This window comes from Paenibacillus sp. FSL R7-0179, assembly GCF_038002265.1.
GTDB lineage: Bacteria > Bacillota > Bacilli > Paenibacillales > Paenibacillaceae > Paenibacillus_AQ.
In genome coordinates, this window is the sequence record NZ_JBBOCC010000001.1 from 2,428,785 (window position 1) to 2,445,404 (window position 16,620).

15 protein-coding genes and 1 riboswitch are annotated in these 16,620 nt (G+C 55.6%); of the genes, 14 read left to right on the forward strand and 1 reads right to left on the reverse strand.

The window, feature by feature from the left end:
• Window positions 1-156: 156 nt before the first annotated feature.
• From MKX63_RS10790 to MKX63_RS10810, 5 genes are all read left to right on the forward strand, one after another.
• On the forward strand, window positions 157-681 hold the full coding sequence (locus MKX63_RS10790; RefSeq protein ID WP_341016993.1) for a GNAT family N-acetyltransferase: 525 nt from the start codon (window positions 157-159) through the stop codon (window positions 679-681).
• A 156-nt stretch (window positions 682-837) separates the two neighbouring features.
• A riboswitch (purine riboswitch) is annotated at window positions 838-936 on the forward strand.
• A gap of 62 nt (window positions 937-998) precedes the next feature.
• The gene (locus MKX63_RS10795; RefSeq protein ID WP_341016995.1) at window positions 999-2,336 is read left to right on the forward strand and encodes a 5'-deoxyadenosine deaminase; all 1,338 of its coding nucleotides are present in this window, start codon (window positions 999-1,001) and stop codon (window positions 2,334-2,336) included.
• A gap of 243 nt (window positions 2,337-2,579) precedes the next feature.
• On the forward strand, window positions 2,580-4,478 hold the full coding sequence (locus MKX63_RS10800; protein ID WP_341016997.1) for an LTA synthase family protein: 1,899 nt from the start codon (window positions 2,580-2,582) through the stop codon (window positions 4,476-4,478).
• Between the two features lie 9 nt (window positions 4,479-4,487).
• Window positions 4,488-5,900: a glycan biosynthesis hexose transferase WsfD gene (gene wsfD, locus MKX63_RS10805; protein ID WP_341016999.1), complete on the forward strand. Its 1,413-nt coding sequence runs from the start codon at window positions 4,488-4,490 to the stop codon at window positions 5,898-5,900.
• 116 nt (window positions 5,901-6,016) lie between these two features.
• Window positions 6,017-6,190, forward strand: coding sequence for an aspartyl-phosphate phosphatase Spo0E family protein (locus MKX63_RS10810; protein ID WP_341017000.1), 174 nt, complete (start codon window positions 6,017-6,019; stop codon window positions 6,188-6,190).
• An 85-nt stretch (window positions 6,191-6,275) separates the two neighbouring features.
• Here the strand turns inward: MKX63_RS10810 and MKX63_RS10815 are convergent, their stop codons facing one another.
• Complete coding sequence (locus MKX63_RS10815; RefSeq protein ID WP_341017002.1) at window positions 6,276-7,040, reverse strand: AAA family ATPase; 765 nt, start codon at window positions 7,038-7,040, stop codon at window positions 6,276-6,278.
• Between the two features lie 255 nt (window positions 7,041-7,295).
• Here MKX63_RS10815 and MKX63_RS10820 point away from each other — a divergent pair, with 255 nt between their 5' ends.
• The 9 genes from MKX63_RS10820 (at window position 7,296) to MKX63_RS10860 (ending at window position 16,610) form a co-directional block, all read left to right on the forward strand.
• Window positions 7,296-8,393, forward strand: coding sequence for a CgeB family protein (locus MKX63_RS10820; RefSeq protein ID WP_445323497.1), 1,098 nt, complete (start codon window positions 7,296-7,298; stop codon window positions 8,391-8,393).
• Between the two features lie 32 nt (window positions 8,394-8,425).
• Window positions 8,426-9,559 (forward strand): CgeB family protein, encoded by a 1,134-nt coding sequence (locus tag MKX63_RS10825; protein WP_341017005.1) that lies wholly within the window; start codon window positions 8,426-8,428, stop codon window positions 9,557-9,559.
• 198 nt (window positions 9,560-9,757) lie between these two features.
• A complete protein-coding gene (locus MKX63_RS10830) occupies window positions 9,758-11,296 on the forward strand; it encodes a glycosyltransferase family 4 protein (protein ID WP_341017007.1) in 1,539 nt (512 codons plus the stop codon).
• A 51-nt stretch (window positions 11,297-11,347) separates the two neighbouring features.
• The gene (wecB, locus tag MKX63_RS10835) at window positions 11,348-12,442 is read left to right on the forward strand and encodes a non-hydrolyzing UDP-N-acetylglucosamine 2-epimerase (RefSeq protein WP_341017008.1); all 1,095 of its coding nucleotides are present in this window, start codon (window positions 11,348-11,350) and stop codon (window positions 12,440-12,442) included.
• Entirely contained in the window at window positions 12,432-13,418 is a 987-nt protein-coding gene (locus MKX63_RS10840; protein ID WP_340938402.1) for a polysaccharide biosynthesis protein, read from the forward strand. Before wecB ends, MKX63_RS10840 begins: the two co-directional genes overlap by 11 nt.
• Entirely contained in the window at window positions 13,415-14,254 is an 840-nt protein-coding gene (locus MKX63_RS10845; RefSeq protein WP_341017009.1) for a dTDP-4-dehydrorhamnose reductase family protein, read from the forward strand. Before MKX63_RS10840 ends, MKX63_RS10845 begins: the two co-directional genes overlap by 4 nt.
• Complete coding sequence (locus MKX63_RS10850) at window positions 14,251-15,249, forward strand: NAD-dependent epimerase/dehydratase family protein (RefSeq protein ID WP_341017010.1); 999 nt, start codon at window positions 14,251-14,253, stop codon at window positions 15,247-15,249. Before MKX63_RS10845 ends, MKX63_RS10850 begins: the two co-directional genes overlap by 4 nt.
• Window positions 15,246-15,962: a glycosyltransferase gene (locus MKX63_RS10855; protein ID WP_341017011.1), complete on the forward strand. Its 717-nt coding sequence runs from the start codon at window positions 15,246-15,248 to the stop codon at window positions 15,960-15,962. The genes MKX63_RS10850 and MKX63_RS10855 overlap by 4 nt, the downstream gene beginning before the upstream one ends.
• Window positions 15,963-16,034: 72 nt before the next feature.
• A complete protein-coding gene (locus MKX63_RS10860) occupies window positions 16,035-16,610 on the forward strand; it encodes a class I SAM-dependent methyltransferase (RefSeq protein ID WP_341017012.1) in 576 nt (191 codons plus the stop codon).
• The last annotated feature ends 10 nt before the right edge of the window (window positions 16,611-16,620 follow it).

Below are 16,620 nucleotides of genomic sequence, written 5' to 3' on the forward strand. Positions count from 1 at the left end.
GGCTACAGGGGCTGGCGCATATTGCGCCGCCCCTATAGCACATGGGGAACTTTGGGATAAGGCGGGCTATCGGAATTTCCGGCCGGATATGGTAGACTTCTTAACAGAATCTTTACCGGGTTCACTATTCGGGCAGGAAAGCGGGGAACGTACAGGATGGGGAATGAGATACGAAGAGCACGGAGTGAGGAGATCCAGGAGATCATGAATCTGATTGCCAAATGTGTACAAGTTATGCAGGCAGGCGGAAGCGATCAATGGGATGAAGGGTACCCTAACCGGGAAATTATTAGTGAGGATATCGCTAAGGGAACCTTATTTATATGCCTGGAGCATGAGGCGATCGCCGGTATTCTTGTGCTGGATGAGAACCAGGCGGAGCAATATGCAGACATCGAATGGGAACAGCAGCAGGGGCCGCATCTGATCATGCACCGGCTTGCGGTACATCCCGAGATTCAGGGGAGAGGGATTGCCCGGCGGCTGATCGCCTTTGCCGAGGATTTCGCCCGCAGCAGCGGGTACAGAAGCATCCGGCTCGATACATATGCGAAGAATGACAGGGCGCTTAAGCTGTATCCTTCACTTGGGTATTGGCAGAGAGGCGAGATTCGCTTTCCCGGCCGTACCGCAGCTTTTCCGGTGTTTGAGAAGGTGCTGACAGAGAATATGAAGAACTAATTTTCAATTGTGTGAGGTTAAATTACATTTAAACCTGATTTTCTAGTATTAAAATGTTAATTCATGCTCTGAACTTACTTTAACGAAGATTAGAGTTAACTTTCATAACTTTTGTTGACAGGAAAGTTGTCTTTCGATTATGATGGGATTATTCATAAGCAATGGAATAGTCCTTTTCGTATATCCTTAATAATTGGTTTAAGGGTCTCTACCGGGAACCGTAAATTTCTGGCTACGAAAATATGCTGAGGCATATTTTTGTGGCCTTTTTGTGTTAGTGATCAGCCGGACATCAACAAGACTAGGGGGAGAAGACAATGGCGAATATCCTGATCAAGCATGCGGAGATTATTACGATGAACAAGCAGGAAGACATTATATACGGCGATATCCGCATCGAAGGTGATCTGATTGTGGAGATTGGCACCGGCCTTGAAGTGAAGGGGGATGAGCTTGTCATCGACGCCAGGAACCGGACGGTTATCCCCGGCTTCATCCAGACGCATATTCATCTCTGCCAGACGCTGTTCCGCGGCAAAGGAGATGATCTGGAGCTGATGGACTGGCTGCGCAAGCGGATCTGGCCGCTGGAGGCGGCGCATGATGAGGAGTCGCTGTACTATTCGGCCATGCTTGGTATTGGGGAATTAATCACCAGCGGCACAACGACCATCGTGGATATGGAGACGGTACATCATACGGATTATGCCTTCCAGGCGATTGCGAAGAGCGGTATCCGCGCCCTGTCAGGGAAGGTCATGATGGACCGGAAGAACCCCGATGCACCGGCGGCCCTGCAGGAGGAGACGGCAGCTTCGCTGCAGGAGAGTGTGGATCTGCTGGAGAAATGGAACGGATATGCGAACGGCCGGATTCAGTATGCTTTTTCCCCTCGTTTTGTTATTTCTTGTACGGAGCCGCTGCTGCGGGAGGTGCAGAGCCTCTCGGCCCGTTACGGGGTGAAGGTGCATACCCATGCTTCCGAGAACCTGGGTGAGATCGAGCTTGTGCAGGCGATGACCGGTATGCGCAATGTCGTCTATCTGGATCACCTGGGGCTGGCTAACGAACGTCTGATTCTCGCGCACTGTGTCTGGCTGGATGAGCAGGAGAAGCGGATTCTGCGGGACCGCGGGGTTCATGTCAGCCACTGCCCGGGCTCAAATCTCAAGCTGGCCTCTGGCATTGCTGACACGCCGGGCATGCTTCATGACCATATTCACCTCAGCCTGGGTGCAGACGGCGCGCCCTGCAACAATAACCTGGATATGTTCAACGAGATGCGTCTGGCGGCAGTCATCCAGAAGCCTGGGCATGGCCCGACTACGATGGATGCCCGGAGCGTCTTTCGGATGGCGACCATCGGAGGCGCGAAGGCGGTGGGGATGGAGGATCAGATCGGCAGCATCGAGGTCGGCAAGAAAGCGGATCTGGCTATCCTTAACCTCTATAATTTCCATACCTTCCCCTCCTATGATGTGGACCCGATCTCGCGGATCGTATACTCCGCCACCCGTGCTGATGTGGAGACGACGATGGTTGACGGTGAGATTCTCATGCACACAGGACGGCTGAAGACCATCGATAAGGAAGTCGTACTTCATGAAGCAAACCGTTCCATCAAAAGATTGCTGGGCAGCGCGCGGCTATCCTGAACGGAAGGGGCTTCACCGCCAGCTCTTAGATTCAAACCGTAGCCTAGCAGGGGACTTCGTGCCTCTGCTTTTTTTTGACCAGAAAAGAATAATGAACCTTTTCTCCCGCTCGGTTGTTTAATAGGGTGGCCCTCTTTTGATTCCCTTTACAAGTATTGCTATACTAGAGCAACGTGAGCTTTTTACAGAAACAAGGAATTAATTTTACACCACTATTAATGAAGAGAGTAAGAGGGGATTGCAATGAGAGAGGGCAAACCTGCGTCTGCGCAGGCTCATTTCTATATCGTGGCGGGACTGCTGTGGCTGAAGCTGATGCTGCTGAGAGGGCTGTTCTTCGACCGGATTGCCTGGGAGTGGATCGCTGCGGATCTGGCGCCGGTACTCCTGCTGCTGGGTGTACTGGCTGTAATCACACCCCGGCGGATGCGAAAAGGGGTCTTCTGGAGTTTAAATGGCCTATTGTCGCTGCTGTTCTTCGCGGCCAGTGTGTACTTCAATCATTTCGGCTCGGTACCTACCTATCTGGCGCTCTATGAGCTGAACCAGGTCTTTCAGGTAAAAGAGAGTGTGGAATCTACGATTGAGTGGATCGACTATCTGTTTTTTGCCGATCTGCTGATAGTGATGATCTATTCGCTATTCCGCAGATGGAAGAAGGGCTCTGCGCAGTGGCAGAGGGATAGTCAGCTTGCTCGCAGACCACGAAGCGTATATCTGGTGGTGCTGCTGGTGGCAATCCTTGGAGGCGGCTCGCTGTCAGCGTATTCGATTCATTCGGCCCGGGGAATTACCAATGAGCTGGTTCAGGCGGAGACGGCCGGATTCCTGAATTATGAGGTGGTGGCGGCGATCAAGGCCCGGGAGGATAACGGCCTCATCGGGACCGGTGATATTCAGGAGACGATAGCTAAGGTGCAAACGCTGGAGGCTACCTATCCATACAAGGCTGCGACAGGCGGACTGCCGGAGCATTTCGGATCGCAAAAAGGGAAAAACGTCATCATCATCCAGATGGAGGCGTTTCAGAATTTCCCGCTGCATCAGTCACTGGAGGGTCAGGAGCTGACGCCGGTGCTGAATGGCCTGGCCGCAGAGGGCTTTTATTTCCCGCATGTGTATCAGCAGGTAGGTCCGGGCAATACCTCGGATGCGGAATTCATGAGCAACACCTCAATCTATCCGATCGCTTCGCTGGCCATGTCCACAGGCTTCGGGGACCGGGAGCTGCCGGGACTGCCGCGGCTTTTACGGGATAAGGGGTATGAGGCGTATACGTTCCATGTGAACAAGGTGGGCTTCTGGAACCGGAATGAGCTCTATCCGGCGCTTGGCTTCAATGGATACTATGACAAGGGCTCCTTCAAAAATGACCATTTCAATTCGTTCGGGGCTTCCGATGAGCAGCTCTATGCTACTGCCGTGGAGAAGCTGGCGGTGCTGCATCAGAAGGGCACGCCTTTCTATGCCCAACTGGTGACGGCCTCCAGCCATCATCCGTTCAAGGTGCCGGACAGCTTCCGCCGCATTCAGGTGCCGGACAAGCTCCAGGGCACGATGCTGGGCGATTATCTGACCGCAGTGAACTATACGGATTATGCGATAGGCACGCTGATTGACGAATTGAAGCAGCAGGGGATGTGGGATGATACCGTGCTGGTGTTGTACGGAGACCATTTCGGCCTCCAGCCGAAGGATGTCCCGGCGGAGCAGGTAGAGGACGCGCTGGGCATCAAGTATGACGACCGGATCAGCCGGTTCAACATTCCGCTCGTGATCCATGTGCCCGGCATGAAGCAGGGACAGGTTGTGGAGCGGACCGGCGGACAGCTGGATGTGCTGCCGACGGTAGCCAATCTGCTCGGGGTATCGCTGAAGGACGAAGGGTTCACAGCGTTCGGGCATGATCTGCTGAATGTGGACCGCAACGTGGTGGGCATGCGCTATTATTTGCCGACAGGCTCTTTTTTCAATGATGAAGTATTGTTCGTGCCCGGTAAAAGCTTCGCGGACGGTGTGGCAGTCTCGCTGGATACGCATGAGCCCGTTAAAGATTTCAGTGCCTATCAGAGCGATTACGACTACATCCTGAAGCTGATGGGCTTATCTGATGAATATGCGAAGCTGCTTCCGCAGCGTTAGGAGGATGTTATGAAAAGATTATGGAAACCCGAGGTTCTCATCTCGCTGGCCGGTGCTGTGCTGATCCTATATTTGCTGTTCGTGCGGCCCTTCATAGGCGTTGCCGATAACGGCGATTTTCTGCGGATGATGAATACAGTGGGACTGAATTATTTTGATGCCGGGGAGGATTATGCGGACCGCTTCTTCAGCTACAGTCATTCTAAATTTGCCTATGATGATCTGTTCAAGGGCTTCTACCCGTCCTCGCAAATTCTGCTGGTGCTGGTGCCAAGGCTGCTTGCGGGGGTATTTCACGGCAGTTACTTCGATATCCGTCTTCTGGCAGTTGTATATGCAGTGCTGCTGCTGGCTGCCACGTGGATGATCGTCAAACTGGGCGCGAAAAGCTCCTATGCCACGGGACTGCTGCTGGGTGCGGGAATGCTGTTTGTGTTCTACGATATCGGCTATCTGGCTTATTTCAACTCTCTGTTCGGCGAACCCGTGTCGATGGTCTTCATGCTGCTTACGTTCGCGCTCGGTCTGAGGCTTACCGGGCAGGAGCAGCCGTCCTCCAAAGGCATTACGCTGTTCTTCGTGGCCGTGCTGTTCCTGATCTGCTCCAAAATCCAGAATGCACCGGTCGGACTCGCCTTCGCGCTGATCTTCCTGCGCCTGCGGACGCTGCATGGAACAGGCAGCTGGCGTAAGCTGGCACTTGGGCTCGGGGTGGCTACAGCACTGGTATCAGTGATTATGTACGTGACAGCGCCGAAGGAGCTTAAGCATATCAACCTGTATCAGACGGTGTTCTTCGGCATTCTGAATGAGTCACCGGATGTGCGCGGGGATCTGCGCGACCTGGGGCTGCCGGAGCACCTGGAAGTACTGGCGGGGACGAATTATTTCCAGGGGGATACGGCGATCAAGCAGGATGATCCATCGCTGGGTCCGGATTTCTATGACCGTGTATCACATAAGGATGTGCTTTTCTTTTATATGAAGCATCCCGGCCGGTTAATAGAGAATATGAAGTATGCGGCTGCTAACAGCATGTCGATCCGTCCCTACTATCTCGGAAGCTATGAGAAAAGCGAGGGCAAGCCTGCGGGCGCGGTAGCAGGAATGTACAGCGGGTGGAGCGAGCTTAAGAACAAGCATCTGCCGCATTCCCTCGGATTCCTGGCAATTTTCTATCTAGTGTATTACGCCGGAGTGCTCTATCAATACTTCCGTACGAAGGAGGCAGCGGGGCGGATCGCCGGAGAATTGATGATGCTGCTGGGACTGATCGGGCTGTTCTCGTTCCTGGTTCCGATCCTCGGTGACGGCCGTGCGGATATCGGCAAGCATCTGTTCCTGTTCAATGTCTGCTTCGATATGATGGCGGTAGCGATGCTGGGCTGGACGCTGCATAAGCTGACGAGGCTGCTGAAATAACCTGTCATGTCAAACCCTTAATTGACCCCTAGCGGATTATAGAATACAATGTGTTTGGAACTTTAGTAAAAGAGTGGAAATGGCTTGATACAGCCTCATCCTACAAGGGGGCCGCTATGGGGAATGAAGAATACAAGGATAAGATCGAACAGGCAAGACAGGAACTGAACAAACTGGCCTTGGAGTACGGGATGCAGGATGTCCGGGTTCTCCGCCAATCGGTGAAGCTGGATGCGCTCCTGAATGAATACAGTGATTGTAATACAGAGAAGGATGATCAGCTTTATTAGAGAAATACAGAGCAGCTATGCCAATTCAAAAGACATCTCGGGCGTTCAACGCCTTGAGGTGTCTTTTTTAAGTTTTTGGGTTATTTTAACGGTCGTCCAGCAACTCGCGGAGCATCTTCTCCCGGCTCATCATGAAGGCGCGGGTGACCGTGTAATGAGCCGTATCTTCCAGTGCAACAGGCGTAATACTCTCCCCCTCCAGCTGAAGAATATCCGCACCTGGATAGGACATCAGGATTGGGGAGTGGGTGGCGATGATGAACTGGGAATTCTGCTTCGCCAGCTCATGCATCCGCGCCAGCAGTGACATTTGCCGCAGGGGAGACAATGCAGCCTCGGGCTCGTCCAGAATATAGATGCCCTGTCCGCCAAAGCGGTGAACGAACGTGGAGAAGAAGGATTCTCCATGCGACTGCTCATGCAGCGAGCTCCCTCCATAGGAATCTTTAATCCGGTTCCCCATGCCCGGCTCCTCATCCAGCTCATCGATATAAGAAGCTACATTGTAGTAGCTCTCCGCACGCAGGAAAAAGCCGTCCTTCGGCCGCTTCACCCCTTTGGCAATCCGCAAATATTCATAGAGACTGGAATGCGAGGCACGGGTATTAAACGAGAAATTCAGCGTCCCGCCTTCCGGATTGAACCCCCAGGCAGCAGCAATGCCCTCCAGCAAGGTAGACTTTCCGCTGCCGTTCTCCCCTACAAGAAAAGTAACCTGCTTCTGAAAAGCAAGCCGTTCCAAGGTACGTACCACCGGCAGATTAAACGGATAGCTTCCGAAGGATGGGACCGCATCGCGCAGCAGCTCGACATGGCGGAGATACAGCATAGGGCCATAGATTGAACTCATATCTTAGTGCCTCCTCGAAAGGTGATGCCTTTAATTGTAGATGATTTCCGCTGTACCCGCAAAGGACTTGAATAGGCTTCAGAGTGCAGGCTCTTCACTCGCTGGACAAGAGTGGATGAATTCTGCAGAGGTTCGGGCCAAGCGGGCGAATGACGGGGGGCATCAGCCAATTTCACCGCGACACAGACAGATGTCCATGAGGCGGATGCTGACTCCGCATATAGTACTACTGTCTTGAGAATCTAACGGGGCAGGGTGAAGGCCGTGAAAACAAAAAAGAGAGGCGGGCTTCCACGGGATTACCGGGATGGTTATCTGCAAGGGTACCATCTCGGCCTGTGCGAAGCCGTGAAGCGCCTGAATACCCCTGAAGCGGGGGAACGCCAGCCGTTAAAACTGATGTATGTTCCCCAGGGGTTTCAGGCTATCGATACGGGAGTCGCAGAAGCGCTGCGGCTGCTGGTAAGCGAGCTGATCATCTGTTCTCCGGAAACTATGCTGGAGGTGGCAGCGCGCGAAATGCCGGAGGCGGTGCTGGTGATGAACGGTCTGCATGTATTTCCGGAGAATCATCTGGAACAAATTACGGCAATACGGCAGCTGGGTATTCCGGCGGCGATCTGGTTTGTGGATGATCCTTATTTCACCGAGGACACATCCGTCATCTGCCGGCATTACGATTATGTATTCACGCATGAGCTGGGCTGTGTGGAATTCTACCGTTCGCTGGGGACAGCATCTGTGCACTACCTTCCGCTGTGCGTCAACCCCCAGATGTTCTATCCGCGCCACACCGGACCGCAATATCACTATGATGTCGTGTTCATCGGCAATGCCTTCCGCAACCGTACGGAGCTGTTCGATGAACTGGTCCCCTTTCTGCGGGGGAAGAAGGTGCTGATCGCCGGCGGATTTTGGGAGCGGCTGGCCCACTTCCAGGAGCTGTCTCCGTACATCAGAGAGGGCTTCATCCCGCCGGAGGAGACCGCCAATTATTACAGCGGCGCCAAGCTGGTCATCAATATCCACCGGCCCTGGGAAGGAGGGATGGATAACCGGAATACGTTCCAGCTTCCGTCCCTCTCCATTAATCCCCGGACCTATGAGATCAGCGCCTGCGGGACGATGCAGCTGACCGATATCCGGCAGGATCTGGATATCCACTACAAGCCGGGCAGGGATCTGGAGACCTTCGCTTCTGCCGATGAGCTGAAGCGCAAAATTGATTACTACCTGAAGCACGAGAAGGAGCGCCGCGGGTATGCGCTGCGGGCACTGCAGACCACGCTGCGCCGGCATACCTTTGCTTCACGTTTGCCTCATTTACTGGGTGTTCTTACTTCAAGAGGGTGAATTTCATTATGGATCAAAAGGAGCGAATACTCATGAACAATGAATTTATTATGCCTGCCCCGCCATTGCCGAGAACCCCTGCGGAGGAAGAGAAGCTGCGGGGCCGCCTGACCGGCTTCAAAGGCGGTTATGACGAAGGTTATCTGCGGGGCCGGCTGGCTGTGCTGGACGGACGCCCGGAGGAGCCGCAGCCGGTAAGGAATATCCATGTGATGTACGTGGCTTCAGGCAAGGGATACCCGTATTCACCGCTGGATGATGCAGTGCTCTTCGCTCTGCAGCGGCAGACGGTCCAGGTCACGATTACCGATGTGCGCCAGAATCTGGTGGAGCTGGCAGCCGCCCAGCGTCCTGATCTCGTGCTGGTGCTGGATGGTCTGGATTTGCCGCTGGAGCAGGTGGCTATTCTGCGCGGCCAGGGCATCAAGACCGCAATCTGGCTGACCGATGATCCGTATTACACGGATTTCACCATGAAGATTGTGGCCCATTATGATTATGTATTCACTCTGGAGCGTAATTGCGTAGAGATCTACCGCGGCCTTGGCTGCACGGAGGTCCACTATCTGCCTTTTGCCGCGCACCGTGAGCATTACCGTCCGACTACCGGCCGGTCGCCGGTCAGCCGGGATGTCAGCTTCATCGGGTCCGCGTACTGGAACCGGATTAATTTCTTCCGCGATATTATGCCGGAGCTGATGAGCTACAACACGGTCATTAACGGAATCTGGTGGGACCGGTTGCCTGAAGCGCCGCTCTATGGCGACCGGATTGAGATCGGCAAGTGGATGTCCCCTCAGGAGACGGCTGTAACTTACAGCGGCTCGAAGATTGTGATCAACCTTCACCGCTCGCATATCGACGATGCCGTCAACAATAACACGCTGTATATTCCGGCCGTATCGCCGAATCCGCGTACGTTCGAGATTGCTGCCAGCGGCACGCTGCAGCTCTGCGATGCCCGTGACGATCTCGGCTCCTTCTACAAGGTGGGCGAAGAGATCGACACCTACTCCAGCCCCCGCGAGCTGTTGGACAAAATCCAGTACTATCTGACGCACGAGGAAGAGCGCCGGGAGATGTCCCTCCGCGCCTTCGAACGGACGCTGAGGGATCACACGTATACCAGACGTCTAAGTCAGCTGCTCACTATTATTTACGGTTAAGCCAGCAGGGCAATCGTAGAACAGGCTGTCAGCAAAATGTGCGTATCACAGGGGACAGGTGTCGTGCCGGCATCTGTGCCCCCTCAATATACTGGAGTACCGGGCAGAGAGATGTTAGCCTGTCAGCTAATATACCCGTCCCAAGCAGGAGCACTGCTGAGTGATAGTTGATTGTGTGCATTCAAAATTAGGAGGTGAATGGCTGCTCCACAGCCCTTCGCAGGGGAGCGCCGAGACACCATGGCCGACAAAGCGACGATCGTCCTCTTTTCCCATGTCTCCAACACACGCAGTATTACGGGTGCGGAGAAGCTGCTGTTATTCTTCAGCCGGGAGCTGTCTCCTTACTTCAATTGTATCCTCGTAGCTCCGCAGGACGGGAAGCTGACACAGCTGGCCCGGAGCTACGGCCTTCAGGTCCGGCTGATGTCTATTCCGCTGGTCTATGGAGTGTACACCCCTTATGCCGGTCTGCCGGCAGACATCCGCAAGCTGCAGGAGGGCCGGGAATATCATGAGCTTACGCACTGGCTTGCGGAGCTCCGCCCGTCCTTCGTGATTACCAGCACCTGTGTGCATGCCCTGCCGCCAATCGCGGCGAAGTCACTGGGCATACCGGTGATCTGGAAGATCTCAGAGACCATTACAGACAACGAGTTCACCCCGGTCAGCGTAGAGCTGATCCACAAACACAGCGATGAGATTCTGGCGATTTCACAGACAGCGGCAGCGTGCTTCCCCGAGGAGATCCGCGATAGCAAGGTGACCCAGCTGCCTCCGTCATGGAGTGACGCGGATTTGATGTTCGAGGCCTGGAGCAAGCTGCGCGGAGAACGGCGGAGTGAGCTGAAGATTGCCCCGGGGGACCCGCTGATCGGCTATGTCTCTTCCTTCATTAATAAGGAGAAGGGGCTGGAGCATTTCGTCAAGATGGCGGTTCTGGTGCATGAGCAGCATCCGGCTGCCCGCTACCTCGTAGTGGGGACTCCCGGGGATAAAAGCTACTATGAGCGCTGTGTCCGCAAGGTGAAGCTGGAGGGACTGACCTCGCGCTTCCGGTTTGTCGGATACGAAGAATGTCTGCCGGCCGCTTACTGCGCGATGGATCTGCTCGTTGTCCCCAGCCTGATCCGGGAAGGCTTCGGTATGACGGCCCTGGAGGGCTATGCCTTCAGCAAGCCGGTCGTCGCTTATGATTCCGGCGGCCTGCGGGAGATCCTGAACGCCGCAGGCTGTGGCGAGCTGCTTGTGCCGGCGGGAGACATCGATGCGCTGGCTGCGCGGGTGAACGCGCTGCTGGCCGATCAGACGATGGCGGCAAGCATTGGCCGGCAGGCGCGGGAGCACATCGAGGCCGTCTACGGCCCGGCGGCTTACCGCGCCCGGCTGCAAGGCTTAGCGGAGAGATGGCATCTCCGCTACTGCCTCCAGCCGCCGCAGCTCAGCGGCGGCCCCGAAGCTCCGCCCGCAGCTGCGCCGGCGGACGGGAAGAGCGCCCCCGCGGCCGAGCCGCCGCGGGGCAAGTCCGGGCGCCGCGCCGCACGGCTGCGGGCCGCGAAGCTGCGGCGCGGCAGGCTGCGCCGCGCCAAGTCCCGGAGCGGCGCGGCGGGAAAGAGCCCGCGCCGCAAGAAGCGCGCGGCAGGCTCCGCGCGCGGGCGGGCCAGCGGCGGCGGCAAGAAGCGCCGCGCGGGCCATGCCGGAAGCCGCCGGAGCAAGCGGCGGCGCAAGGCATCCTGAGCAGCCTGCCCGGTTCCTGAGGGCAGGCCATAATCAAAGGGGAGTGAACCCATGAAGATCATGACGATTTTGGGCACACGGCCCGAGATCATCCGCCTAAGTGTCATCATCCCGCTGCTGGACCGGTATGCGGATCGGCATGTGCTGGTGCATACGGGACAGAATTTCACGGCCAGCCTGAGCGGGGTATTCTTCGCCGAGCTGGGACTGCGCGCACCGGACTACGTGCTGCAGGATAAGCAGGCCGGACTCGGGGGCCAGCTGGCCGCCATGTTCGGCAGCCTGGAGAGCATTCTGCTCCAGGAGCAGCCGGACCGGGTGCTGCTGCTGGGTGACACCAACAGTGCGCTGTGTGCCGTTCTGGCCGAGCGGATGGGCATCCCTGTGGTGCATATGGAAGCAGGCAACCGCTGTTACGATCTGAAAGTGCCGGAGGAGAAAAACCGCCGTGTCATAGATGCCGTCTCTACCATAAATATGCCGTATACCCAGCAGAGTAAAAGACATCTGCTCAGCGAAGGGTTCCCCAGCCAGCGTATCGTGTTAACCGGGAATCCCATCCATGAGGTGATTACGCATTACGAAGAGCGAATCGCAGCCAGCGGCATCCTGTCCCGGCTGAAGCTTGAAGCCGGCCGGTATCTGCTGGTGACCGCCCACCGGGCCGAGAATGTCGATGATCCGGAGTCGCTGCACCAGATTATGTCCGGCCTGAACCTGGTGGCTGAGCATTTGGGGCTCCGCCTGATCTGCAGCATCCATCCCCGTACACGCTCCAAGCTTACGGAGCAGTTCCCGCTGACTATGAACCCGCTGGTGGAGTTTCACGAACCCTTCGGATTTTTTGACTTTGTTCATCTGGAACGTTATGCCCTGTGCGCCATTACCGACAGCGGCACCGTTCAAGAGGAATGTTGCCTGATGGGAGTACCTACGGTGACCATACGCCGGACGACAGAACGCCCGGAGACCGTCGATTGCGGAAGTAATGTAGTGTCCGGGGTAGAACAGAACAGCATTCTGCGCTGCACCGTGCTGATGACGTCGCTTAAGCCCGATTGGGAGGCGCCGGAAGGGTACCTTGCCCAAGGTGTCTCGGTAAAGGTAGTTAAATTTCTGCTTGGAGGGAACCTGCATGTTCAATAATAAACGGATTCTGGTTACAGGCGGTACCGGTTCCTGGGGGCATGAGCTGATCCGGCAGCTGCTGCCGCAGCATCCCAAAGAAATCATCGTATTCTCCCGCAGTGAGTCTGCACAGGTAGCCATGAGCCGTGAATTTGAAGATAAGCATCTCAGCTTCATCATCGGCGATATCCGTGACAAGGATGCGCTGGTGGCTGCCTGCCGCGGTGTGGATTATGTCTTTCATCTGGCTGCACTCAAGCACGTGCCTGTCTGCGAAGACCAGCCATACGAGGCACTTAAGACGAATGTGGTCGGCACACAAAATGTCATTGAAGCGGCGATTGCCAACAATGTGGAGAAGGCGATCTACATCTCTACCGACAAGGCAGCTAATCCGTCGAACTTCTACGGCATGACCAAGGCTATCGGTGAGAAGCTGTTCGTCTATGCCAATCTGATCGGCTCAGGCACCAAGTTTGTTACCGTGCGCGGAGGCAATGTGCTGGGAACGAACGGCAGCGTGGTCCATCTGTTCATGAAGCAGATCAAGGACAAGGGACAGGTAAGAATTACGGATATGAACATGACCCGGTTCTTTTTCACCCTGCGCGATGCCATTACCCTGTTGTTCAAGGCATCCGATGTCAGTATCGGCGGCGAGATCTTCGTCATGACCATGCCGACCTGCCGGATCGTGGATTTGGCCGATGTACTGATCGAAGCTTCCGGGCGGACGGATGTCAGTATGATTGAGACCGGCATCCGCCCGGGTGAGAAAATCCATGAGATCCTGATGAGCGATTTCGAGAGCCTGACTACGGTGGTCTACGACGAGCAGTACCTCGTTATTCTGCCTACGCTTGATATGCCGGAGCTGAAGGAGCATTACCGTCATTACCCCCATGTGTCCTTCAGCAGCTTCAGCTCGGAGAATCATCTGATGGAGCAGGCTGAAATCAAGGACATTCTGATCCGGGGAGGGTTCCTCCAGTGAAGCTCCTTATTCTCGGCGGAAATGGTATGGCAGGTCATATGCTGGCGGAGTATTTCCGCCGCCAGGGCAAGCACCACATCTTCCATACAACCCGGGATAAGAAGGATCTTGGAGGGTTGTATGTAGACGCCGACGACATCGCCGGTGTAGAAAAGCTGGTTGAAATCGTCTCCCCCCATTGCATTATTAATGCGATGGGGGTACTCAATCAATTCGCCGAACGGGACCGGATCGGCGCGTACCATGTCAACGGATTCCTGCCCCACCGCTTGCGGCGGGCAGCGGACCAGATTCATGCCCGGCTCATCCACATCAGCTCCGACTGCGTGTTCGAAGGAACACGCGGCGGATACACAGAGGAGGATGCCGCGGATGGAACCTCGGTCTACGCCCTTACCAAGAGTCTTGGAGAAGTGCGTGATCCCGGACATCTTACGATCCGCACCTCCATTATCGGGCCTGAGATCCGCTCCGGCGGAATCGGCCTCATGGAATGGTTCCTGGCCCAGAAGGGCCGGGTAACGGGATATGAATGCGTGATGTGGAATGGAGTCACTACCCTGGAGCTGGCCAAGGCCATTGACTCCTTGCTGGACTCGGATCTCTCCGGGCTGATTCATCTGGCCCACCCGCAGCCTGTAAGCAAATATCAGCTGCTGCAGATGATGCAGGCAGCATTTCATAAAGAGGATGTTGAGATCATCCCGCAGCCGACGCCGGTCCAGGACCGGACGCTGATCAGCACGAGAAGCGATGTTACGATTGAGCTGCCGTCCTATCCCCGTATGCTTAGCGAGCTTGAGGGCTTTATGCGCAGCTCAGAGCTGCCGACATGAGCGGACGGCGGCGTCTCCTTATTACCGGAGCTTCCGGCTTTACCGGCAGGCATGCCGTAGCCTACTTCGCTGCCGGAGGAGCGGAGGTTACTGCTGTAGTCCGCCGCAAGCCAGAAACGGAGCTGTTCCCGGAGGGTGTTCAGCAGGTTGTCTGTGACCTGGGGGACCGCAGGGCTGTGGCGGCAATGATTGGAGCGGTGAAGCCGGATCAGGTGCTGCACCTGGCAGGCAGGAACTCGGTCCCGGAGTCCTGGCGGGACCCGCTGCTCTATATGGAAACCAATGTAATGGCTACTCTATATTTGCTTGAGGCGCTGCGTGTCCAGCCGGCCAGCCGTATTCTGGTGGCCGGCTCCCGGCTTAAGTACAGACCGGGTGCGGCAGACCCGCCTCATCCTTACAGCCTCAGTAAGACGCTGGAAGAGCTGGTATCGCTGGCCTGGGGAACGCTGTTTGCACAGCCTGTGCTGATGGCGGAGCCCTCGAATCTGATTGGCCCTGGTCCGTCCACCGGCTTCTGTTCCCTGCTGGCGCAGCATATTGTGCGCAGTGAAGCAGCCGCTGCAGCCGGATCGGCTGCTCCAGCTGCCTTCCGGCTCTCCTCGCGCCATGCGCTGCGTGATTTTCTGGATGTACGTGATGCGGTCAGGGCGTATGGTTTCATTCTGGATTCGGGCGAGACCGGCAGGATCTACCGCATCGATTCGGGGACAGAGCGTGAACTGGGAGAGGTTACAGCAAAGCTGCTGGCTCATGCTGCGGCTCCGGTAAGGGTGGACTGGGGCCCGCAGGAGGAGCACAGCCGGGGCAATCCTTCCCTGTCATCTGCCGTTCCGGCGAAGCCTCCATTTGAATCTGCTGATACTAAAGAAACGCCTGAAGAATCGGGAAACTATGCTGTTATTTCCGGCTGGAAGCCGGAGATTGCACTGGACCGTTCACTGGCGGATATTATCGGCTATACAAGGGCCGGTAAGGAAGGAAGGTTGTTATGAAGCCCAGAGTATCCATAGTGATTCCTTTTTACAATTGTCCTTATATTGAGCAAGCGCTCCAGAGCGCCATGAGCCAATCCTGGCAGCCTTACGAAATTATTGTAGTGGATGACGGTTCAACTATGCATGCAGAGCGGATTACTCCCTATCTACCCCACATTCACTATCTGGGCAAGGCCAACGGAGGTACTGCTTCGGCTCTTAACCACGGCATTGCCCATGCCACGGGAGATTATGTAGTCTGGCTTAGCTCGGATGATATGTTCTATCGTGACAAGATCAATAATCAGGTTCTGTTCATGGAACAGAACCGTTTGCTGATCTCGTATACCAACTTCAACTACATTAACGAAAACTCGCAGGCGACGGAGCTGAATGCTGCGGCCGTATTCCCGAACCAGCTTGAATATCTGCGCTGCTTCCTGTACGGCAATCCCATCAACGGCTGTACGGTAATGTTCAAGCGGGAGATCTTCGGAGCCATCGGAATGTTCGATGAAGCACTGCCGTATACCCATGATTATGATCTGTGGTACCGGGCGATTCTGAACGGTTATGCACCGGTGATGCTGAACCAGTCCTTGACGGCTTACCGCCGGCATGAGGGAATGGGCACGCTTAGACACTACGATGTCATTATGGCTGAAGCTGCAGCAACCAGTGCCCGTTATCACGCTCCGTTAAGTGCCCTGATTGCTTCCATGGGCGGCTAGCTCGCCGGAGCGCACAGCCGGCACTGCAGCACAGCCCAGGGTCAGGCAATTCACGCTTAGGAGGGAGAGCATATGTACCGGGAAATCGAAGTGAAAGACTTCCTGCCGGTCCTGCTGGAGCAGCTGAAATTCTCCGAGAGTATACTGGATATCGGCAGCGGTACCGGTACGCTTCTGGAGCGGTATGAAGCCGCTGTGGTGCTGGGACTGGATATCCACAGACCTTATCTGCTGCACCGCAAATACAAGGCTCCCCATATCATTCCGGTTCATGCCGATGCCGGTCATATCGATAAACTGTTTCTGCCGGGAACCTTCTCTGCGGTCACTCTGATCGATTCGCTGGAGCATTTCTCGATGAGTGAAGGCATGGAGCTGCTGCGTAAGGCAGAGCTCATCGCTGCGAACCGTGTCGTCGTATTTACACCGCGGGGCTTCTTCCCGCAGGAGGGAAAGGACCATTTCAACCTGCATGGAGAGTATTACCAGAAACACTGGAGCGGCTGGGAGCCTGACGACTTTCTGAAGCTGGGCTACGCTGTAACTGTACTGAAGGGCTTCCACCATGCGGAGAATCCTTCATTCCGGGAAGCCTTCGGTGAGAATCACGCGCCGCTGGACGCCCTGCTCGCCTGCAAGACCGTATAAATGACTCAGG